We start from the raw sequence: 18,700 nt of genomic DNA, 5'->3' as shown, positions 1-18,700 counted from the left end.
CGCCGTGAGCATCGAGATCGCCAACGAGTCGGGTGTCGGGGTCGACGAGGGTTCCATCGTCTCCGCCGCCCGCTTCGCGCTGGACCGCATGGGCGTGAGCCCGCTGGCCGAGCTGTCCGTCCTCCTCGTCGAGCTGGACGTGATGGCGGACCTGCACGAGCGCTGGATGGACCTGCCGGGTCCGACGGACGTCATGGCCTTCCCCATGGACGAGCTGGACTCCGCGCGCCGGCCCGACGCCGCGGGGCTCGGTCCCGCGCTGCTCGGGGACATCGTGCTGTGCCCCGCGTTCGCCAAGGACCAGGCCAAGAAGGCCGGTCACAGCCTGCTGGACGAGCTGCACCTGCTGACGGTGCACGGCGTGCTGCACCTGCTCGGCTACGACCACGCCGAGCCCGCCGAGGAACGCGAGATGTTCACCCTGCAGAACCGCATCCTCGCGGACTTCCGCACCGCGCGTGACGAGGCCCAGCGGGCCGCGCACCAGCGCAGCGCCGACGACAAGGTGCTCGGCGCGGTCGGGCTCGACGAGAAGAACGAAGAAGTCTGAAGTCCCCCTAGAGAAACTGGATCATGAGCGCGAACCCTGCCAGTGTGATCGTGCTGGCCGTTGTGCTCGTTCTGGCCGCAGGTCTGTTCGCGTGTGTGGATGCCGCTCTCGGCACCGTGTCACGTGCACGGGTGGAGTCCTTGCAACGGCAGGGGCGCTGGGGGACCGGGCAGTTGCTGCACGTGCTCAACGACCGGCCGCGGCACGTCAACCTGTTGCTGCTGCTGCGCCTGGCGTGCGAGATGTCGGCGGCGGTGCTGGTCACGACGGTGTTCCTCGACTACGTCGCCGAGGACGGGCTCGCTGTCCTGTACTCGTGCCTGAGCATGCTCATCGTGTCGTACGTGCTCGTCGGCGTCGGTCCGCGCACCCTCGGCCGTCAGCACCCTTACGCCGTGTCGCTCCTCGCCGCGGGCACCGTCCGGCAGCTCGGCCGGGTTCTCGGGCCGCTGTCGAAGTTGCTGATCCTGATCGGCAACGCGATCACGCCCGGCAAGGGCTTCCGCGAGGGCCCGTTCAGCTCCGAGGTGGAGCTGCGCGAGCTCGTCGACATGGCGCAGGAGCGCGGCGTCGTCGACGAGGGCGAGCGCGAGATGATCCACTCGGTGTTCGAGCTGGGGGACACCATCGCGCGCGAGATCATGGTGCCGCGCACGGAGATCGTGTGGATCGAGCAGGCCAAGTCGGTGCGGCAGGCGCTTGCGCTGTCGTTGCGCACCGGCTACACGCGCCTGCCGGTGATCGGGGAGAGCGTCGACGACGTGCTCGGCGTGGTGAACCTCAAGGACCTCATGCGGGCGACGCTGGCCGACGGCGAGGACCCGAAGACCGTGGCGGAGCTGATGCGCCCGACGAGCTTCATCCCGGACTCGAAGCCGATCGCGGACCTGCTGCGCGAGATGCAGGTCTCCCGCAAGCACATGGCGATCGTCGTCGACGAGTACGGCGGCACCGCGGGCCTGCTGACCATCGAGGACATCCTCGAGGAGATCGTCGGCGAGATCACCGACGAGTCCGACACCGACGACCGGCCGCCGGTCGAGCACCTGGAGGACGGCGCGGTGCGGGTCAGCGCGCGCCTGCCGGTGGACGACCTGGACGCGCTGTTCGGCACCGAGCTCGACGACCACGAGGTCGAGACCGTGGGCGGCCTGCTCGCGCAGCGGCTCGGGCGCGTGCCGCTGCCCGGCACCGAGGCGGAGATCGCGGGTCTGCGCATGCGGGCGGAGGGCGGCAAGGACGTGCGCGGCCGCATCCGCGTCACCACTGTGCTCGTGCGTCCCGTGCAGAAGGAGACAGAAGAAGATGACTGACATCGATCCCGAGGACGCCAAGCTCGTCACGCTGGCGCGCTCGGTCCGTGCGCGCAACGGCGCGGCGGAGGGCGCGGCGGTGCGCGACCTCGACGGCCGCACGTACAACGCGTCCACGGTCTCGTTGCCGTCGTTGAAGCTGACCGCGCTGCAGGCCGCGGTCGCCGCGGCGGTGTCGAGCGGTGCCGAGGGCTTGGAGGCGGCCGTCGTGGTGACCGAGCACACGGCGGTGGACGCGGAGTCGCTGGCGGCGGTCCGCGACCTCACTCCGACCGGTCCGGTGTTCCTCGCGAACACCTCCGGTGAGGTGCGCGAGCGGGTCTGAGGGTCAGCGCACGGCCCGAAGCGGGTAGAGGGACAATGGACTGATGGATGGTTACCGCTCCGGGTTCGCGTGCTTCGTCGGCCGCCCGAACGCAGGGAAGTCGACGCTGACGAACGCGCTGGTGGGCACGAAGGTCGCCATCACGTCCAGCAAGCCGCAGACGACCCGCCACACGATCCGCGGCATCGTGCACCGCGAGGACGGTCAGCTCGTGCTCGTCGACACGCCGGGTCTGCACCGGCCGCGCACGCTGCTCGGCCAGCGCCTGAACGACCTGGTGCGCGAGACGTGGTCGGAGGTCGACGTGGTCGGCTTCTGCGTGCCCGCGGACCAGAAGGTCGGTCCCGGTGACAAGTTCATCGCCGCCGAGCTGGAGAAGGTCGCCAAGCGCACGCCCGTCGTCGGCATCGTGACGAAGACGGACCTGGTGTCGCAGCAGCAGGTGATGGAGCAGCTGCTCGCGCTGCAGAAGGTCATGGAGTTCGCCGAGATCATCCCGGTCTCCGCGGTCGACGGCTTCCAGGTCGACAAGCTCAGCGACCTGCTGCTGCAGAAGCTGCCCGAGGGCCCGCAGCTGTTCCCGGACGGCGACCTGACCGACGAGCCGGAGCAGACGCTGGTGGCCGAGCTCATCCGCGAGGCCGCGCTGGAGGGCGTGCGCGACGAGCTGCCGCACTCCATCGCCGTGGTGGTGGAGGAGATGCAGCCGCGCGAGGGCCGGAACGACCTGATCGACATCCACGCGTTCGTGTTCGTGGAGAGGCCGTCGCAGAAGGCGATCATCCTGGGGCATCGGGGTGAGCGGCTCAAGCAGGTCGGCACGGCGGCGCGCAAGCAGATCGAGCGGCTGCTGGGCAGCCGGGTGTACCTGGACCTGCACATCAAGATCGCCAAGGACTGGCAGCGCGACCCGAAGCAGCTGCGCCGCCTGGGCTTCTAGACGGCGGGGCTGCAGATGGCGAACCTGTACCGCGACACCGGCGTCGTGCTCCGCGTGCAGAAGCTCGGTGAAGCGGACCGGATCATCACCTTCCTGACCCAGCGCCACGGCAAGCTCCGCGCCGTGGCCAAGGGCGTGCGCAAGACGTCGTCGAAGTTCGGTGCGCGGCTGGAGCCGTTCTGCCACGTCGACGTGCAGTTCCACCCCGGCCGGACGCTCGACATCATCACGCAGGTGCAGACGCTGGACGCGTTCGGCGTGGGGATCGTGAAGGACTACCAGCGCTACACGGCCGCGTGCGCGATCGTCGAGACCGCGGACCGCCTGACCGCCGAAGAGGGCGAACCGGTGCTGCGGCTCTACATGCTGGTTGTGGGGGCCCTCAGGGCGTTGGCGGGTGCTGAGCGCGACCCGTCGTTGTTGCTGGACGCGTTCCTCATGCGTGCGATGGCGTTCGCGGGCTGGGCGCCCGCTGTGAACGAGTGCGCGAAGTGCGGCGATCCCGGTCCGCACCGGGCGTTCAGCGTCCAGGCAGGGGGCTCGTGCTGCCCGAACTGCCGGCCCGCCGGGTCGTCGTCGCCGTCGCGGGACACGCTGACGTTGCTGTCGGCGTTGCTGCACGGGCAGTGGACCGTGGTGGACGAGATCCCGCACATCGCCCGCCGTGACGCGAGTGGGCTGGTCGCGGCCCATCTGCAGTGGCACCTCGAACGGCAGCTGCGTTCGTTGCCGCTGGTCGAGCGGAAGGCGCAGCCGGCGGACGGCTAGGGTGGCGCGAGTCGACAACGGTTTTCGGTCGAAAGGATGCCTGGTCCAATGCTGCGTCGCCGCCGCTCCGAGCGTGAGAAGCGCGTCCCGCGCCCGCCGGAGCCGCACCCGTCCGGAGCGACGCCCCCGGACATCCCCGCCGACCTGGTGCCCCAGCACATCGCGATCGTGATGGACGGCAACGGCCGCTGGGCGAACCAGCGCGGCCTGTCGCGGGTCGAGGGCCACAAGCGCGGTGAGCAGGTCGTGCTCGACGTCGCCAAGGGCTCCATCGAGCTGGGCGTGAAGTGGCTGTCCCTCTACGCCTTCTCCACGGAGAACTGGAAGCGCAGCCCCGACGAGGTGCGCTTCCTCATGAACTTCAACCGCGACGTGATCGCGCGCCGCACCGACGAGCTCGACGAGATGGGCGTGCGCATCCACTGGGCCGGCCGTGCGCCGCGCCTGTGGGGCAGCGTCATCAAGCAGCTGCAGGAGGCCGAGGTCCGCACGGCCGAGAACGACGTGCTCAACCTCGTGATGTGCGTGAACTACGGCGGCCGCGCGGAGATCGGTGACGCCGCCCGCGAGGTGGCGCGCCTGGTCGCCGCCGGGAAGCTCAACCCGGACAAGGTCGACGAGCGCACCCTCGCCAAGCACCTCTACAAGCCGGAGATGCCGGACGTCGACCTGTTCATCAGGCCGTCGGGCGAGCAGCGCATCTCGAACTTCCTGCTGTGGCAGTCCGCGTACGCCGAGATGGTGTTCCAGGACATCCTGTGGCCGGACTTCGACCGCCGCGACCTGTGGCGCGCCTGCGAGAAGTTCGCGGGTCGCGACCGGCGCTTCGGCGGTGCCGTCGACAAGCCGGGCGAGGAGGTGGTGTCGTCGTGAACGCGAGCGGTGAGGCCCTGGAGGCCGCGCGCAAGGCGCTGGAGCTGTTCCACGACGTGTCCGTGGACGACGACGGCGCGTTGAGCTTCCGCCACGGCGACGTGCCGTGCGCGGTGCAGGGCATGGAGCTGGCCGAGGGCCTGACGGTGCTCTCGCTGACAGTCGTCGTCGCGTGGGACCTGCCGGCCGAAGCGGCCGCGTGGGTCGCCGAACGCGCCGGTCAGGGCCTGTTCGGCACGCTCGGCGTGATCCACTCCGAGCGCGGCACGGACGTCATGCTGCGCTACGCGTTCCCGGCGGACGGCCTCAAGCCGGAGCCGCTGAGCACGCTGCTCATGCTGGTCGTGTCGACCGCGTCGCAGGTGCGCGGCGAGCTCCTCTCCCGGTTTTCTTGAGAAAGGACCCTTCCATGGGTGGCGTGATCATTTACGAGCCGGAAGAGGACTCGGACGTCAACGAGTTCCCGTGGACCGTCACGTTCGAGCCGTCGGGCGGTGACGACTGGGACTCGTTCATCTGCGGCCCGTACGAGCGCGACCACGCCGTCGCGCTGGCCGAGGCCGTGGCGCTGGACGACGCCGAGGGCGGCGTGCTGGCCATCGTGAAGCCGATGCTGCCCGCCCTGAGCGCCGAGGACGTCAGCGCCACCATCGAGGAGCTGCGCGAAGCCGCCCTCGAGGAGGACGCCGACGACGAGACCGTCAACGGCACGCCGGTCGACTTCGACGACGAGGACGACCTCGAGGAGGAAGAGGCGGAGTTCGCCGAGCCGCCGTCGCCCGAGGAGATCCGCGAAGGCATGGCGCGCACGTACCGCCGGCTCCTGGACCTGGACGCGGAATGACGATCACCGGCGAGATCCGCTCGCCGAAGCGGCGCTCCGGCGGGCCTCGGCTGAAGATCACGTCGTTGGAGGTGCTGTGCGGGATCCTCGTTCTCGCACTGCTCTTCCAGTCCCGGCTCGTCGACCTGCTCGACGTGCCGAAGCTGCGCACCGCGTCGACCGTGTTCGTGGCGATCTGCGTGCAGGCCATGCCGTTCCTCGTGCTGGGCGTGCTGATCTCCGGCGCCATCGCGGCGTTCGTGCCGGCCTCGGTCCTGCGCAGGCTGCTGCCGTCGAAGACGTCGCTGGCCGTGCCCGTGGCCGGTGTCGCGGGCGTGGCCCTGCCCGGCTGTGAGTGCGCCTCGGTGCCCGTGGCGCGACGGCTCATGCAGCAGGGCGTGGCCCCGGCGGTCGCGCTGACGTTCCTGCTGGCGGCGCCCGCGGTGAACCCGATCGTGCTGGTGTCGACGGCGGTGGCGTTCAACGACACCCCGATGATGGTCGTCGCCCGGTTCACCGGTTCGCTGCTGACCGCGATGGTCATGGGCTGGCTGTGGGTGCGCTTCGGCAAGGCCGAGTGGATCGCCGAACGCGCGCTGGCGCGCCTGGAGGACCACACCGGCCGCAACAGGTGGGCCGTATTCGCCGAGAGCGCGCGGCACGACCTCGTCGACGCCGGTGGGTTCCTGGTGCTGGGCGGGCTGTTCGCGGCGGCGTTCAAGACGTTCGTGCCGGTCGCCTGGATGCAGACGCTGGGTGGTCAGATCGTGCTGGGCGTCATCGTGATGGCGTTCCTGGCCGTGGTCCTCGCGCTGTGCTCGGAGGCCGACGCGTTCGTGGCGGTGGCGTTCTCCGCGCTGCCCCTGCTGCCGCGCCTGGTGTTCCTCGTCGTCGGCCCCGCCGTCGACGTGAAGCTGATCGCGCTGCAGGCCGGTGCGTTCGGCAGGTCCTTCGCCTTCCGCTTCGCGCCCGCTACCTTCGTGGTGGCGATCCTGTGCGCCGTCGTGTCGGGAGTGGTGCTGCTGTGAGACGGGAAACCCAGAACATCCTGCTGGTCCTGCTCGGCGGTGCGCTGCTGAAGATCAGCTTCTCGGGCCTGTACCTGCGCTACGTGCAGAAGAGCCTGTTGCCGCTGCTCATCGCGGCCGGCGTGGTCATGATCGGCCTCGCGCTGTTCGCGATCATCCGGGACATCCGCCGGGGCAAGGCGGCCGACGAGCACGACCACGAGCACTCGCACTCGTCGCGCTCGACGTGGCTGATGCTGCTGCCGGTGATGGCGGTGTTCCTGATCTCGCCGCCCGCGCTGGGCGGCGACGTCGTCAACTCGGCCGCCGACACGAACCAGACGCAGCGGTCGCGCAACCTGCTGGGCGAGCTGCCGTCCGGCGACGTCATCCCGCTGTCCATGACGGAGTTCGTCACGCGCACGGCGTGGGACGAGTCCGGCACGCTCGACGGCCGCCGGGTCAGGCTGACCGGCTTCATGCTGCGCTCGGAAGGCGACACGTTCGTCGCACGGCTCGCGATCTCGTGCTGCGCCGCCGACGCCCGGCCGCTCAAGGTGAAGCTGACCGGGGACGTGCCCACGATCGCCGACGAGCAGTGGGTCGAGGTGACCGGGCAGGTCGTGCCGAAGTCGGCCACCGAGCAGAACTCGTGGGTGCCGAGCTTCACCGTGGAGTCGTTCACCTCGGTGCCGGAGCCGGTCGAGCCCTACGAGAGCTGACGGTCCGGGGCGCCGCGCGCCCCGGACCCGCTACTTCAGACCCTTGGCCGTGCACTCCGCGCACGTGCCGAAGATCTCGACGGTGTGGCTGACCTCGGAGAAGCCGTTCTCCGCGGCCACCCGGTCCGCCCACTTCTCGACGGCGGGGCCCTCCACCTCGACCGTGCGGCCGCAGTGGCGGCACACCAGGTGATGGTGGTGGTGAGCCGAGCAACGGCGGTAGATCGCCTCGCCCGAGTCGGTGCGCAGGACGTCGACCTGGCCCGCGTCCGCGAGCGACTGCAGGGTGCGGTAGACCGTGGTCAGGCCGATGCCCTCGCCGCGGCGGCGCAGTTCCTCGTGCAGTTCCTGGGCGCTGCGGAAGTCGTCGAGCTGGTCGAGCAGGTTCGACACCGCGGTGCGCTGCTTGGTGGACCTCAGTCCGGTCACAACTTCTCCTCGACGTGCGTCACAGCGTCCACCACGATGTGCGCCAGGTGTTCGTCCACCAGCCGGTACACGACCTCGCGGCCGTGCCTCTCACCGTGCACCACGCCCGCCGACTTGAGCACTCTCAGGTGCTGGCTGATCAGCGGCTGCGCGACTCCCAGCGCCTCGACCAGCTCGTGCACGCAGCGGTCGTGTTCCCGCAGCTGAAGCACGATGGCGATGCGGACGGGGGCGGCCAGTGCGCGCAGCAGGTCGCCCGCCTCGGCGAGGGTGTGCGCGGAGCGGGGCGGAGCGGGCGCGGGGGCCGCGCGTTCGGGGGAGTGCTCGCCGTGCAACTGGACGGTCATGGCGGCGCACCTCACCTGGTAGGGATTTTCACAACCAATTCTACGGTGATGATGAGCAGTACCATCAGGACCACCACGCGCAATGTGCGCTGAGCTGGTGAAAGAACCCTCCAGGTGGCTGCCAGCAGCACCCCGGCGGCGAGGACCAGGACGCCGAGCAGGACGGTGCCGACGAGTCCGCCGACCAGGACGCCCGTGACGAACAGACCGAGCACGAGCACGAACGCCACCACGGGGCGGACGCGTGCGAGCGGGCCGTCGCCGGGCAGCAGGGGGCGCTTGGAGGTCACCGTGCCATCCTTGCACCGTGCTGCTCGTGTGCCGCTTCCGCGTTTCCGACCCCGAGACGTTCACCTCGCGCGTCGAGGAGGCGTTGAAGCTGCTGACCGCCCAGCCGGGGTGCCGCAAGGGCACGCTGGCGCGGTCCACCGACGAGGACGACCGGTGGGTGCTGACGGTCGAGTTCGACTCCGTGGTGGCCTACCGGCGCGCGATGTCGCCGTTCCCCGTGCGCGAACACGTCGTCCCGCTGCTGTCCGAGGCGCTGACCGACGAGCCCGCGATGTACGAGCCGGCGCTGACCAGCGCGGGCGGCGAGGTCGAGGTGCACACCAGCCTGCTCGCCGAGGACGCGTTCACCGTGCGGCTCGGCGAGGCCGCGGGCCCGGCTACCCCGCGGCGATAGCCTCCATCTCCTCCACCCACTCGTCGTGCGAGTCGTGGGGCAGGAGCTCCAGCGCCCGCCGCGCGGCCGCCGCGGCCTCCTCCGTGCGGCCCAGCGCGTGCAGCGTCTTGGCCTTGCCGCTCTCCGCGTACGCCTCGGGCGTCTTCTCGAACGCCTCCAGGGCCTCGTCGTAGCGGCCGTTCTCGAAGTAGAACCAGCCGAGGTTGTTGTGCAGCGGCCCGAGCCAGCGCACCAGCCCGGGGTTCGCGACGACGATCTCGAGCCCCTGCTTCGTCCACTTCTCCGGGTCGTCGACCAGCGACGCCATGTGCGCGGCGTCGACGGCGAGCGACAGGTCGCCGCGGGTCTTGGCCAGGATGAACGCCGCCACGAACAGCGGCTGGGCGGCCGCGGGGTCGCCGCCGGAGCGGTGCAGCCTGCCGCGTTCGAGCAGCGCCCGCACCCGGCCCGTCGAGTCGGGGGCCACCAGCACCTCCGCCTCGTCGACCAGGGCGTGACCTGCGGCGAAGTTCTCCCGCAGGCCCTCGACGCGGGCGAGCTGGGTCAGCACCTCCGCCCGCTCGTCGTCGGTCTCGACGTCACCCAGGAACGCGCGGAACCTCGCCTCGGTGCCGTCCAGGTCGGCGAAGTCCCACAGCTCTCGCAGCCGGTCTTCCATTCCTGCAGGGTAAGGCTCCGGTCGCCCGTTCGGGGCTCGACGTGACGGGCTAGGCTTGAGCCCCCGATTCTCATCCCCGATGGAGTTCCCCTTGCCCGCCGATCGCATCGAAACCGTTGTCAGCCTCTGCAAGCGCAGGGGGTTCGTCTACCCGTGCGGGGAGATCTACGGCGGTACCCGCTCGGCGTGGGACTACGGGCCTCTCGGCGTGGAGCTGAAGGACAACATCAAGCGCCAGTGGTGGAACTTCATGGTCCGCGGCCGCGAGGACGTCGTCGGCCTGGACTCGTCGGTCATCCTCCCGCGTGACGTGTGGGTCGCCTCCGGGCACGTCGAGGCGTTCGTCGACCCGCTGGTCGAGTGCGAGTCGTGCCACAAGCGGTTCCGCGCCGACACGCTGTCCGAGGAGTACGCGGAGCGCACCGGCAAGGAGGTCGCCGAGGGCGACGTCTCCGACGTGCCGTGCCCGAACTGCGGCACGCGCGGCCGGTACACCGAGCCGAAGATGTTCAACGGCCTGCTCAAGACGCACCTCGGTCCGATCGAGACCGAGGAGGGCCTGCACTACCTGCGCCCCGAGACCGCGCAGGGCATCTTCACGAACTTCCTGAACGTGCAGACCACGTCGCGCAAGAAGCCGCCGTTCGGCATCGGCCAGATCGGCAAGTCGTTCCGCAACGAGATCACGCCGGGCAACTTCATCTTCCGCACCCGCGAGTTCGAGCAGATGGAGATGGAGTTCTTCGTCGAGCCCGGCACGGACGAGGAATGGCACCAGTACTGGATCGACGAGCGCACCCGCTGGTACACGGACCTGGGCATCTCCAAGGAGAACCTGCGCCACTACGAGCACCCGAAGGAAAAGCTGTCGCACTACTCGAAGCGGACGGTCGACGTCGAGTACCGCTTCCAGTTCGGCGGCCAGGAGTGGGGTGAGCTCGAGGGCATCGCGAACCGCACCGACTTCGACCTCACCACGCACTCGAACCACTCGGGCGTCGACCTGTCGTACTTCGACCAGGCCACGAACTCGCGCTTCAAGCCGTTCGTCATCGAGCCGGCGGCGGGCGTCGGCCGCCCGATGATGGCGTTCCTGCTCGAGGCCTACACCGAGGACGAGGCCCCGAACGCCAAGGGCGGCGTGGACAAGCGCGTCGTGCTCAAGCTCGACCGCCGCCTCGCCCCGGTGAAGGTCGCGGTGCTGCCGCTGTCGCGCAACGCCGACCTCTCGCCGAAGGCCCGCGACCTCGCGACGGCCCTGCGCCGCAACTGGAACGTCGACTTCGACGACGCCGGCGCCATCGGCCGCCGCTACCGCCGCCAGGACGAGATCGGCACGCCGTTCTGCGTCACGGTCGACTTCGACACGCTCACCGACCTCGCCGTCACGGTGCGGGAGCGCGACACGATGTCGCAGGAGCGCGTGGCGATGGACCAGCTGGAGTCCTACCTGGCCGCGCGCCTGGTGGGCTGCTGATCCGAGCAGGACGGGTCGCTGGGCGTCACCCGTGGACGCCCAGCTCCGCGCTCACCGCCCGGCGCACTCCTGCGAGGCCCGCCTCACAGGAGCCGGGTGTCGAGCTCCTCCTCCCGCGCGGTCGCCGAGGAACCGTCCCTGGTCACCAGGTAGGCGCTCGCCCCCGCGCGTTCCGTCACGGCCTCGACGAGTTCGGTGCCCCGGTAGAGCAGGCCGACGCCGTCGTCGGTGCAGTACGTCCGCGGCAGCACACCGGAGGCGACAGCCTCGTGGATCTTGGGGCGGCGCTGCTCCTCGGAGTCGTAGTGCACGCCGTTGCCGTACGGCAGGAAGCCCAGGCCGTTCGTGACGATCCGCAGGTCCGGGCCGAACGAGTCCGTCGCGCCGCCCGCGTGCCAGCAGATCGAGCCCGCGGACACGCCGCTGAGCACGACGCCGGCCTGCCAGGCCGTGCGGAACACCTCGCCGAGCCCGTGCACCTCCCACAGCGCGAGCAGGTTCGCCACCGAGCCTCCACCGACCCAGATGACGTCGTGGGACAGCACGAAGTCCTCGAGGTCGTCGGTCGGCGGCATCGGGAAGAGGTTCAGGAACGACACGTCGACGCCCGCGACCCGGCCGGCCTCCGCCATGTTCGCGTTCGACGCGCGCTGGTCGCCGCCGGCGGTGCCGACGTGGCACAGGCGCGGCGTGCGGCCGTCCACGCCGGAGAGGTCGAGAGCGAAGTGGATCAGTTTGCCGAACTCGAGGTAGGTGCGGCTCCCGGCGCGCACACCGCCGGACGTGGCGAGGATGGTGGGCTGCTCAGCAGGCATGACGGTGATCCTCGCAGGGGCGTCAACGCGGTGGGCGTGGTGTCTGGAACCATGCACGGTGTGCGGACCACGCCCCTCAAGCCACTCGCCCGGATTCGCCGGATCGTGTTGCGCCTCGTCTTCGGGGTGCTGGTCATCGGCATGCTCGTGGTGGGCGGCACGGCGTTCCGCGTGTGGCAGGTCGCGAGGGTCGACGACTGGACGAAGGCCGACGTGGCGATCGTCCTCGGCGCCGCGCAGTACAACGGCGTGCCGTCCGACGTGCTCGCGGCGCGGCTGGAGCACGCGCTCGGCCTCTACCGCGAGGGCGTTGTCAGCTACATCGCGACGACCGGTGGCCGCCAGCCCGGCGACAACTTCACCGAGGGCCAGGTCGGCAAGCTCTGGCTGGTCAAGCGCGGTGTTCCCGAGGACAAGGTGCTCCAGGTCGGCGAGGGCGCGGACACGCTCGGCTCGCTGCGGGCCGTCGCCTCGGTCGCGCAGGAGCGCAGCCTGAACACCGCCGTGATCGTCAGCGACCCGTGGCACTCGCTGCGCGCCCGCACGATGGCCGAGGACGCGGGCCTGAAGGCGTGGACGTCCCCGACGCGGGTCGGCCCGAACGTGCAGACGCGCGAGACGCAGCTGTACTACATCAAGCGCGAGACCGGAGCGCTGCTCTACTACCGCCTGATGAAGGCCCACGCCGGCGTGTTCGAGGAGTTCAACCTCCCTAAAATCGGGTGATGGGATACACCGGCCACGACGCGGAGCGCCTGCTCCCCGAAGACCCCAAGAGCGCCGCGCTGCCGGGTGCCCGCACCGACACACGCACGGCGTTCTCCCGTGACCGGGCCCGCGTGCTGCACTCCGCGGCGTTGCGCAGGCTCGCGGGCAAGACCCAGGTCGTCGGTCCCGGCGAGGGCTCCGAGGTCACCGGTGTGCCGCGCACGCGCCTCACGCACTCGCTGGAGGTCGCGCAGATCGGCCGCGGCATCGGCGAGGAGCTGGGCTGCGACCCGGACATCGTCGACACGGCCGGTCTCGCGCACGACATCGGCCACCCGCCGTTCGGGCACAACGGCGAGAGGGCGCTCAACGAGCTGGCCGGACCGTGCGGTGGCTTCGAGGGCAACGCGCAGACGTTCCGCATCCTCGCGCGTCTCGAACCCAAGTCCGCGCACGGCCTGAACCTCACCCGCGCGGTGCTCGACGCCTCGACGAAGTACCCGTGGGCCCGCACCCCCGGCATGGTGAAGTTCGGCGTCTACGAGGACGACCTCGAGGTGTTCGAGTGGATGCGCGCGGGCGCACCGGACCGCGAGCGGTGCATCGAGGCGCAGGTGATGGACTGGTCCGACGACGTCGCGTACTCGGTGCACGACGTCGAGGACGGCGTGCTGGCCCACCGCATCAGCCTCGGGGCGCTGGCCCGTGCCGACGAACGCGCCGCCATCGCCGAGCTCGCCGCGAAGACGTTCTCCGACGAGTCCGTGGCCACGCTCGAGGCCACCGCCGAGGAGCTGCTCACGCTGCCGGTGATCGCGTACTGGACCGGCCACGAGTACGACGGCTCGCTGGGCGCGCAGGTGGCGTTGAAGAACCTGACGAGCGAACTGGTGGGCCGTTTCGCCTCGGCCGCCGTCACCGCCACCCGCGAGGTGCACGGCGACGGCGCGCTGACCCGCTACAACGCCTCGCTGGAGGTCCCCGGGCAGGTCGCCGCGGAGGTGGCGCTGCTCAAGGCGATGGCCGTGCGGTACGTGATGAGCGACCCCGCCCGCCTCGCGATGCAGGCCAGGCAGCGCGACCTGATCGCCGACCTCGTCACCCGGCTGCTGGAACGCCCGGCGCTGCTCGACCCCGCGTTCCGCCCGCTGTTCGCGGCGGCGTCCTCCCCGGCGGCGAGGCTGCGCGTCGTGGTCGACCAGGTCGCGCTGCTCACCGACGCCCAGGCCGTGGCCCGGCACCGCGCATCGGCGTAGGTTCGGGGAGGTCGCCGACGACAGGAGCTCCCCGTGACCGATCAGGCCGAGTTCGCCCTGGACCTGCACCGCGTCGCCGTCCCCGACCCGTCCTCGAACGCCTGCTGGTCACCGTTCTCCGTGGCCGGCGCGCTCGCCCTCGCCCGGGAGGCGGCCCGCGGCGAGACGCGCGCCGAACTCGACGGGCTGCTGCGCGGCTTCGACGCCTCGGACGCGCTCGACGTGCCCGAGCTGGCGGTCGCGAACACGCTGTGGGCCGACGACGACCTGACCCTCGATCCGGGCTTCTCCCTCGCCGGCTCGGTGCGGCGCACGGCGTTCTCCGACCCTTCGACCGTCCGCAAGCTCGTCAACACCGACGTCGCCGAGACCACCCGCGGCCTGATCCCCGAGCTGCTGGAGAGCCCGCCGCCCCCGGACGCCGCGGCGATCATCGTCAACGCCCTGTACCTCAAGGTCGGGTGGCTGAACGCGTTCTCCGCGGGGGAGACGGAGCCGAAGCCGTTCCACGCGCCCGGTGGTGACGTGGACGTGCCGACGATGAAGGTCACCGAGAAGTTCCGCTACGCCCGGCACGACGGCTGGCAGACGATCGTGCTGCCCGCCGACTCCGGCGTCGAGGTCGTGGTCCTGCTGCCGGACGAGTCGCTGGAGCAGCCGCTGACCCCGGCCGTGTTCGAGGCGCGGGAGTTCACCCGGCTCGAGCTGTCACTGCCCAAAGTGGACGTGCGCGAGAAGCTCACGCTCAAAAACGTGGTGGAGCGGCTGGGGGTCCGGAGCATGTTCACCCGGAACGCGGACTTCGGCGGGCTCTCGCCGGACGAACGGCTGTTCGTCGACGACGTGGTCCACGAGGCGGTGCTGCGCCTGGACGAGGAGGGCCTCGAGGGCGCCGCGGCCACCGCGGTCACGTTCCGGACGGTGTCCTTCGAGATCCCGGCGGACCCGGTCGTGGTGGACGTCGACCGGCCGTTCCTGCTGGCGGTCCGGCACGCCCGCTCCGGCGCGATCTACTTCCTCGCGCAGGTCGCCCGTCCTTAGCCAGCTGGAGGTTCGTTGACCGATCAGGCCGGCTTCGCCCTGGACCTGCACCGCGTCGCCGTCCCTGATCCGTCGCAGAACGCGTGCTGGTCGCCGTTCTCGGTGGCCTGCGCGCTCGCCCTCGCGCGGGAGGGAGCCCGCGGCCGGACCCGCGCCGAGCTGGACGTCCTGCTCCGCGGCTTCGACCCCGGCGACGCGCTGGACGTGCCGGAACTCGCCCTCGCGGCCATGCTGTGGGCCGACGACGGCCTGGCCCTGAACCCCGGCTTCCCGCTCGCGTCGTCGGTCCGGCGCACGGCGTTCTCCGACCACCGGACCGCACGCGAGCTGATCAACGCGGCCGTCGGGGAGGCGACGCGCGGCCTGGTGCCCGAGCTGCTCGGGCACGTCTCGCCGGCCACCGTCGCGGTCCTCGTCAACGCCCTGTACTTGAAAGTCTCCTGGCGGCGCCCGTTCAAGGCCAACGCCACCAAACCACGGCTGTTCCACGCGCCCGGTGGTGACGTGGAGGTGCCGACGATGAAGGTCACGGCCCGGCTCGGCCACGCCCACCGCGACGGCTGGCGGACGGTCGTGCTGCCCGCGGGGTCCGGCGTGGAGGTCCTCGTGCTGCTGCCCGACGAGTCGCTGGACCAGCCGCTCGGCCCGTCGGCGTTCGACGTCGACGACAGCGCCGGCATCACGCTGCTGCTGCCCAAAGTGGACGTCCGCGAGAAGTTCGAGCTCAGCGACGTGCTCGAGCGGGTCGGCGTGGGCACGATGTTCTCGGCCGGCGCGGACTTCGCCGGGCTCTCACCGGACCACCTGGTCGTGAGCGAGGTGGTCCACGAGGCCGTGCTGCGCGTGGACGAGCGAGGCCTGGAGGGCGCCGCCGCGACCGCGGTCGTGATGACCCGTGGCGCGGGCTCGCGGCCACCCGTCGACCCGGTGCTCGTGCACGTCGACCGGCCGTTCCTGCTCGTGGTCCGGCACGCCGGGTCGAAGGCCGTCTACTTCGTCGCGCAGGTCGCCCATCCGTGACGGCGTGCCGCTCTGATGGGCGAGCGTTTCGCACGGCGCGATCATGATCATGGGCTTACCGTTCTGCGCATGACCCAGCACGGTGCCGGCGAGCAGCTCGTCGTGCTCGCCGCGGCGGGCGCCACGAGTATCACCTGCTTCAGCGGCGTCACCATCCCCGTCCTGCTCAGGACCGAGTGCTACGCGAAGGCGCTGACCAGGGCGCTGGGCTTCGCGCCGACACCGGAGCTGCGGCAGGACGAGGTGCCGCCCCGGTGCGTGTTCTTCATCCACGAGTACGCGCTGCAGACCGTGGTCGGCGGCAACCGGCTGATGGAGGACCAGGTCCTGCACCTGCTGTTCCACGCTCCTTCGATCCGGGTGGTGCCCGCCAGCGCGGGCGGGGCGGCGGCGGTCGGGCTCGACTACGCGCTCATCCAGTACGAGCACGAGCCGCCGCTGGTCTACCTCGCCAACTGGACGCTCGCCAGCGACGCGGCGACCGTGGAACGCGCCGTGCACATCTTCCAGCGCATGCACGTCGTGGCCCTCGACAACGAACGTTCGCGTGACGTGCTCATGCAATATGTGGCCGTGTACGACCGCTAAGGCGTGTTCCGCCGCAGGAACAGGCGCATCCCGTTCTCGCCCGGCAGCGCGCACAGCAGCAGTTTGACGTTCTGGTGTCGCACCGGCACCGCGCACGAATCGCCCGCCAGCAGCGTTCCCGCGAGGAGGCCGGCCGACTCGTGATCGATGTCCAGCACGAAGTCGTTGCTCATGCGTGGACCCTATGAGCAGACCGCCTCCCGACCCAGTCACCCAAAGGTGTCACGTTCCGGCGGGCTGCCCCGTCCACTGGTCATGACGAGGATCAACGGAGTCACCAAAAAGGACGCGGGCCTGCTCACGAAGGCCCTGTACTGGTTCGCGCGGCGCGAGTTCGGGGCGGTGCCGGAGCCCGTCACGGTCATGGCGCACCACCCGCGGCTGCTGATCGCGAGCGGGCGGCACGAGCTGGCGGTCAAGAAGGCCGTGCACGGGCCGTTGTCCGAACTCTGCGTCTACCGCACGGCGGTTCGGCTCGGCTGCTCGTGGTGCGTCGACTTCGGCGCCATGCTGATGAAGCACGGCGGTCTGGACGTCGAGCGGCTCGCGCACATCGACGACTACGCCACCTCGCCGCTGTTCACCGACGTCGAGCGCAAGGCGCTCGCCTACGCCGACGCGATGACCGGCACGCCCGTCACCGTCACGGACGAGCAGGTCGCCGAGCTGGAGCGGCTGCTGGGGCGCAAGGAACTCGTCGCGCTGACCTACCAGATCGCCCTGGAGAACCAGCGCGCCCGGTTCAACAGCGCGTTCGACATCAGGGACCAGGGATTCACCAGTGGTGACGCCTGCCGCGTCCCGACACACTAGGAGGGTGGAGAAGATCACCCTGACGGGTGCGCAGGAGACCATGCTCGCCACGCTGTACGGACGGGCGCTCGACAGCGAGCGCCCCGCGTCCGTGCTGCACGACGACGAGGCGAAGCGCGCTGCGGACCGAATCGACTACGACTTCACGAAGACCGGGATGACCACGACGAGCGCCGTCGGCGTCGCCATCCGGGGAAGGGTGCTCGACGACTGGACGCGCGAGTTCCTCCGCCGCACCCCTTCCTGCACGGTGCTGCACCTGGCCTGCGGCCTCGACACCCGCGCGCACCGGGTCGAACGGCCCAGCACCGTGCGGTGGGTCGACGTCGACATGCCGGACGTCGTCGCGTTGCGGCACAGGCTGTTGCCGGTGCCGCCGGGCGACTACCGGCTGGTGGCGTCGTCGGTCACCGAGGACGCGTGGCTCGCCGAGGTGCCCGCGGACCGCCCGGTCGTCGGGGTGTTCGAGGGCCTGACGATGTACCTGACGCGGGAGGACGGCCACGCGCTGATCCGCCGGATCACCGAGCGGTTCCCCAGCGGTGAGCTGCTGTTCGACGTCTACGGGTCGTGGGGGATCAAGCTGCAGAAGCTCGTGCCGGCCGTGCGCAACGCGGGCGCGACCCTGCACTGGGGCGTCGACGACCCGCGCGAGATCGAGGCGCTGCACCCCGGACTGACCACAGTGGACGCCTGGCGCAGCGTGGACCTGCCGCACCTGGACGCGTTGCCCAGGTCCGGCAGGATCCAGATGAAGGTCGTCAGCGCGATCCCGAAGCTCCGCGACGTCGGGAAGCTGCTGCGCCTGCGGTGGTGATCACGTGTCGATGACGAAGTCGAACCTGGCGGTGTAGCGGTTGCCGACGAGCGGCCCGAGCGCGACCTCGCACTCGCGGTCGAGGTAGGCGTCGCGGCGGTTCAGCCAGGCCACGTTCATCCCGTACGCCCGCAGGGTGTCCGGGAAGAACAGTTGCGTGGTCAGGACGGGACCGCCCCGCGCCTGCACCTTCACGTGGATGTGCGGGGTCCGGCCGGGGTAGTCCTTCGGGATGATCGTCTCCAGCACGTACGCGCCGGAGGCGTTGGTGAACTGGTGCCCGCGCATCTTGTACGTCCGGTTGTCGTACACGCCGCGGTCGTCGGCCTGCCAGAAGTCCAGCAGGACGTTCGGGATCGGCTCGCACTTCATCGTGTAGACGAACCCGGTCAGGCTGAGCACGACGCCGGTCACGCCGGGCGTGCGCAGGTTGGTGCGCTGCGGGGAGTCCCGCTTGAAGTAGGGACCCTCGATGTTCGACGGGGTGTCGTCGTCATCGACGCAGGTCGGGGTCAGGGGTAAGGGCGCACTGCGCGCCGTGGTGGTGCCGGCGGCGGTCAGCGCGACGACGGCGGCCGCGCCGGTCGCGAGGAACGCCCGGCGTGAGGGGACGTCTTGTTCGGGCATGGTCGAACTCCGGTGGTTGCAACCCGCGGCAGGGGGCTTGGGCTGGACCGACGGGACCGGACGTTAGTGCCGGAACGATCGGCGGTTCCAGTTACGGT

26 protein-coding genes are annotated in these 18,700 nt (G+C 70.5%); 19 read left to right on the top strand and 7 right to left on the bottom strand.

The features are described 5' to 3' along the window. The first annotated feature begins 4 nt into the window (after positions 1 to 4). The 10 genes from ybeY to L6E10_RS31080 are packed head-to-tail and all read left to right on the top strand — an operon-like array spanning position 5 to position 7,321. Positions 5 to 550, top strand: a complete 546-nt coding sequence (gene ybeY / locus L6E10_RS31125; protein WP_090100474.1) for an rRNA maturation RNase YbeY — start codon at positions 5 to 7, stop codon at positions 548 to 550. Between the two features lie 23 nt (positions 551 to 573). Next, complete coding sequence (locus tag L6E10_RS31120) at positions 574 to 1,863, top strand: hemolysin family protein (protein ID WP_236223707.1); 1,290 nt, start codon at positions 574 to 576, stop codon at positions 1,861 to 1,863. Continuing rightward, entirely contained in the window at positions 1,856 to 2,188 is a 333-nt protein-coding gene (locus tag L6E10_RS31115; protein WP_236223706.1) for a cytidine deaminase, read from the top strand. Before L6E10_RS31120 ends, L6E10_RS31115 begins: the two co-directional genes overlap by 8 nt. Positions 2,189 to 2,231: 43 nt before the next feature. Continuing rightward, the gene (gene era, locus L6E10_RS31110; protein WP_090100480.1) at positions 2,232 to 3,128 is read left to right on the top strand and encodes a GTPase Era; all 897 of its coding nucleotides are present in this window, start codon (positions 2,232 to 2,234) and stop codon (positions 3,126 to 3,128) included. 15 nt (positions 3,129 to 3,143) lie between these two features. After that, positions 3,144 to 3,896, top strand: coding sequence for a DNA repair protein RecO (gene recO, locus L6E10_RS31105; protein ID WP_236223705.1), 753 nt, complete (start codon positions 3,144 to 3,146; stop codon positions 3,894 to 3,896). 48 nt (positions 3,897 to 3,944) lie between these two features. Continuing rightward, positions 3,945 to 4,769 carry an isoprenyl transferase gene (locus L6E10_RS31100; RefSeq protein ID WP_236223704.1) on the top strand — a complete coding sequence of 275 codons (825 nt, stop codon included), beginning with the start codon at positions 3,945 to 3,947 and terminating at the stop codon, positions 4,767 to 4,769. After that, positions 4,766 to 5,164: a YbjN domain-containing protein gene (locus L6E10_RS31095; RefSeq protein ID WP_090100486.1), complete on the top strand. Its 399-nt coding sequence runs from the start codon at positions 4,766 to 4,768 to the stop codon at positions 5,162 to 5,164. The genes L6E10_RS31100 and L6E10_RS31095 overlap by 4 nt, the downstream gene beginning before the upstream one ends. A 23-nt stretch (positions 5,165 to 5,187) precedes the next feature. Then, the gene (locus tag L6E10_RS31090; RefSeq protein ID WP_176959953.1) at positions 5,188 to 5,613 is read left to right on the top strand and encodes a hypothetical protein; all 426 of its coding nucleotides are present in this window, start codon (positions 5,188 to 5,190) and stop codon (positions 5,611 to 5,613) included. Beyond that, a complete protein-coding gene (locus L6E10_RS31085) occupies positions 5,610 to 6,620 on the top strand; it encodes a permease (RefSeq protein ID WP_236223703.1) in 1,011 nt (336 codons plus the stop codon). Before L6E10_RS31090 ends, L6E10_RS31085 begins: the two co-directional genes overlap by 4 nt. Further along, on the top strand, positions 6,617 to 7,321 hold the full coding sequence (locus tag L6E10_RS31080; RefSeq protein ID WP_236223702.1) for a TIGR03943 family protein: 705 nt from the start codon (positions 6,617 to 6,619) through the stop codon (positions 7,319 to 7,321). Before L6E10_RS31085 ends, L6E10_RS31080 begins: the two co-directional genes overlap by 4 nt. A gap of 30 nt (positions 7,322 to 7,351) precedes the next feature. Here L6E10_RS31080 and L6E10_RS31075 read toward each other — a convergent pair whose 3' ends face one another. The 3 genes from L6E10_RS31075 to L6E10_RS31065 are packed head-to-tail and all read right to left on the bottom strand — an operon-like array spanning position 7,352 to position 8,387. Further along, positions 7,352 to 7,750, bottom strand: coding sequence for a Fur family transcriptional regulator (locus L6E10_RS31075; RefSeq protein WP_090100492.1), 399 nt, complete (start codon positions 7,748 to 7,750; stop codon positions 7,352 to 7,354). Then, complete coding sequence (locus tag L6E10_RS31070; protein ID WP_089950753.1) at positions 7,747 to 8,097, bottom strand: helix-turn-helix transcriptional regulator; 351 nt, start codon at positions 8,095 to 8,097, stop codon at positions 7,747 to 7,749. The genes L6E10_RS31075 and L6E10_RS31070 overlap by 4 nt, the downstream gene beginning before the upstream one ends. A gap of 11 nt (positions 8,098 to 8,108) precedes the next feature. Continuing rightward, positions 8,109 to 8,387 carry a hypothetical protein gene (locus tag L6E10_RS31065; protein WP_236223701.1) on the bottom strand — a complete coding sequence of 93 codons (279 nt, stop codon included), beginning with the start codon at positions 8,385 to 8,387 and terminating at the stop codon, positions 8,109 to 8,111. A 17-nt stretch (positions 8,388 to 8,404) separates the two neighbouring features. Here L6E10_RS31065 and L6E10_RS31060 point away from each other — a divergent pair, with 17 nt between their 5' ends. Then, entirely contained in the window at positions 8,405 to 8,782 is a 378-nt protein-coding gene (locus L6E10_RS31060) for an antibiotic biosynthesis monooxygenase (RefSeq protein ID WP_236223700.1), read from the top strand. On the opposite strand, the gene L6E10_RS31055 is transcribed toward L6E10_RS31060, so the two are convergent. Then, positions 8,766 to 9,440: a tetratricopeptide repeat protein gene (locus L6E10_RS31055; protein ID WP_236223699.1), complete on the bottom strand. Its 675-nt coding sequence runs from the start codon at positions 9,438 to 9,440 to the stop codon at positions 8,766 to 8,768. The genes L6E10_RS31060 and L6E10_RS31055 overlap by 17 nt on opposite strands. Before the next feature lie 91 nt (positions 9,441 to 9,531). On the opposite strand from L6E10_RS31055, the gene L6E10_RS31050 reads away from it, so the two are divergent. After that, positions 9,532 to 10,917: a glycine--tRNA ligase gene (locus L6E10_RS31050; protein ID WP_236223698.1), complete on the top strand. Its 1,386-nt coding sequence runs from the start codon at positions 9,532 to 9,534 to the stop codon at positions 10,915 to 10,917. Positions 10,918 to 11,000: 83 nt separating this feature from the next. Here L6E10_RS31050 and L6E10_RS31045 read toward each other — a convergent pair whose 3' ends face one another. Next, positions 11,001 to 11,732, bottom strand: a complete 732-nt coding sequence (locus L6E10_RS31045; protein ID WP_236223697.1) for a peptidase E — start codon at positions 11,730 to 11,732, stop codon at positions 11,001 to 11,003. Between the two features lie 141 nt (positions 11,733 to 11,873). Between L6E10_RS31045 and L6E10_RS31040 the strand changes: the two genes are divergently transcribed. The 5 genes from L6E10_RS31040 (at position 11,874) to L6E10_RS31020 (ending at position 16,345) form a co-directional block, all read left to right on the top strand. Beyond that, a complete protein-coding gene (locus tag L6E10_RS31040) occupies positions 11,874 to 12,458 on the top strand; it encodes a YdcF family protein (RefSeq protein WP_236223761.1) in 585 nt (194 codons plus the stop codon). After that, positions 12,458 to 13,696: a deoxyguanosinetriphosphate triphosphohydrolase gene (locus L6E10_RS31035; RefSeq protein ID WP_236223696.1), complete on the top strand. Its 1,239-nt coding sequence runs from the start codon at positions 12,458 to 12,460 to the stop codon at positions 13,694 to 13,696. Before L6E10_RS31040 ends, L6E10_RS31035 begins: the two co-directional genes overlap by 1 nt. A 33-nt stretch (positions 13,697 to 13,729) precedes the next feature. Further along, positions 13,730 to 14,737: a serpin family protein gene (locus L6E10_RS31030; RefSeq protein ID WP_236223695.1), complete on the top strand. Its 1,008-nt coding sequence runs from the start codon at positions 13,730 to 13,732 to the stop codon at positions 14,735 to 14,737. 15 nt (positions 14,738 to 14,752) lie between these two features. Continuing rightward, on the top strand, positions 14,753 to 15,757 hold the full coding sequence (locus L6E10_RS31025) for a serpin family protein (RefSeq protein ID WP_236223694.1): 1,005 nt from the start codon (positions 14,753 to 14,755) through the stop codon (positions 15,755 to 15,757). A 69-nt stretch (positions 15,758 to 15,826) separates the two neighbouring features. Beyond that, entirely contained in the window at positions 15,827 to 16,345 is a 519-nt protein-coding gene (locus L6E10_RS31020) for a Scr1 family TA system antitoxin-like transcriptional regulator (RefSeq protein WP_236223693.1), read from the top strand. Here the strand turns inward: L6E10_RS31020 and L6E10_RS31015 are convergent. Next, the gene (locus L6E10_RS31015; protein WP_236223692.1) at positions 16,342 to 16,518 is read right to left on the bottom strand and encodes a hypothetical protein; all 177 of its coding nucleotides are present in this window, start codon (positions 16,516 to 16,518) and stop codon (positions 16,342 to 16,344) included. The genes L6E10_RS31020 and L6E10_RS31015 overlap by 4 nt on opposite strands. An 82-nt stretch (positions 16,519 to 16,600) precedes the next feature. Here L6E10_RS31015 and L6E10_RS31010 point away from each other — a divergent pair, with 82 nt between their 5' ends. Together L6E10_RS31010 and L6E10_RS31005 are read left to right on the top strand one after the other, a co-directional pair. Continuing rightward, entirely contained in the window at positions 16,601 to 17,158 is a 558-nt protein-coding gene (locus L6E10_RS31010) for a carboxymuconolactone decarboxylase family protein (RefSeq protein ID WP_236223691.1), read from the top strand. Positions 17,159 to 17,162: 4 nt separating this feature from the next. After that, positions 17,163 to 17,975, top strand: a complete 813-nt coding sequence (locus tag L6E10_RS31005) for a class I SAM-dependent methyltransferase (protein ID WP_236223690.1) — start codon at positions 17,163 to 17,165, stop codon at positions 17,973 to 17,975. On the opposite strand, the gene L6E10_RS31000 is transcribed toward L6E10_RS31005, so the two are convergent. Then, positions 17,976 to 18,602 (bottom strand): hypothetical protein, encoded by a 627-nt coding sequence (locus L6E10_RS31000; RefSeq protein WP_090100513.1) that lies wholly within the window; start codon positions 18,600 to 18,602, stop codon positions 17,976 to 17,978. Between the last annotated feature and the right edge of the window lie 98 nt (positions 18,603 to 18,700).

Source organism: Lentzea sp. CC55, from assembly GCF_021056325.1.
GTDB lineage: Bacteria > Actinomycetota > Actinomycetes > Mycobacteriales > Pseudonocardiaceae > Lentzea > Lentzea jiangxiensis.
Note: the sequence above shows the minus strand (reverse complement) of the source record. Positions and strands in the feature narration are given on the sequence as shown.

Coding starts and splice junctions, on each gene's coding strand:
- L6E10_RS31040 (WP_236223761.1), top strand. CDS start 11,874: ATGCTCGTGGTGGGCGGCACGGCGTTCCGCGTGTGGCAGGTCGCGAGG.
- L6E10_RS31115 (WP_236223706.1), top strand. CDS start 1,856: ATGACTGACATCGATCCCGAGGACGCCAAGCTCGTCACGCTGGCGCGC.
- L6E10_RS31010 (WP_236223691.1), top strand. CDS start 16,601: ATGACGAGGATCAACGGAGTCACCAAAAAGGACGCGGGCCTGCTCACG.
- L6E10_RS31045 (WP_236223697.1), bottom strand. CDS start 11,732: ATGCCTGCTGAGCAGCCCACCATCCTCGCCACGTCCGGCGGTGTGCGC.
- L6E10_RS31055 (WP_236223699.1), bottom strand. CDS start 9,440: ATGGAAGACCGGCTGCGAGAGCTGTGGGACTTCGCCGACCTGGACGGC.
- recO (WP_236223705.1), top strand. CDS start 3,144: ATGGCGAACCTGTACCGCGACACCGGCGTCGTGCTCCGCGTGCAGAAG.
- L6E10_RS31015 (WP_236223692.1), bottom strand. CDS start 16,518: ATGAGCAACGACTTCGTGCTGGACATCGATCACGAGTCGGCCGGCCTC.
- era (WP_090100480.1), top strand. CDS start 2,232: ATGGATGGTTACCGCTCCGGGTTCGCGTGCTTCGTCGGCCGCCCGAAC.
- L6E10_RS31070 (WP_089950753.1), bottom strand. CDS start 8,097: ATGACCGTCCAGTTGCACGGCGAGCACTCCCCCGAACGCGCGGCCCCC.
- L6E10_RS31000 (WP_090100513.1), bottom strand. CDS start 18,602: ATGCCCGAACAAGACGTCCCCTCACGCCGGGCGTTCCTCGCGACCGGC.
- L6E10_RS31100 (WP_236223704.1), top strand. CDS start 3,945: ATGCTGCGTCGCCGCCGCTCCGAGCGTGAGAAGCGCGTCCCGCGCCCG.
- L6E10_RS31120 (WP_236223707.1), top strand. CDS start 574: ATGAGCGCGAACCCTGCCAGTGTGATCGTGCTGGCCGTTGTGCTCGTT.
- L6E10_RS31035 (WP_236223696.1), top strand. CDS start 12,458: ATGGGATACACCGGCCACGACGCGGAGCGCCTGCTCCCCGAAGACCCC.
- L6E10_RS31020 (WP_236223693.1), top strand. CDS start 15,827: ATGACCCAGCACGGTGCCGGCGAGCAGCTCGTCGTGCTCGCCGCGGCG.
- L6E10_RS31085 (WP_236223703.1), top strand. CDS start 5,610: ATGACGATCACCGGCGAGATCCGCTCGCCGAAGCGGCGCTCCGGCGGG.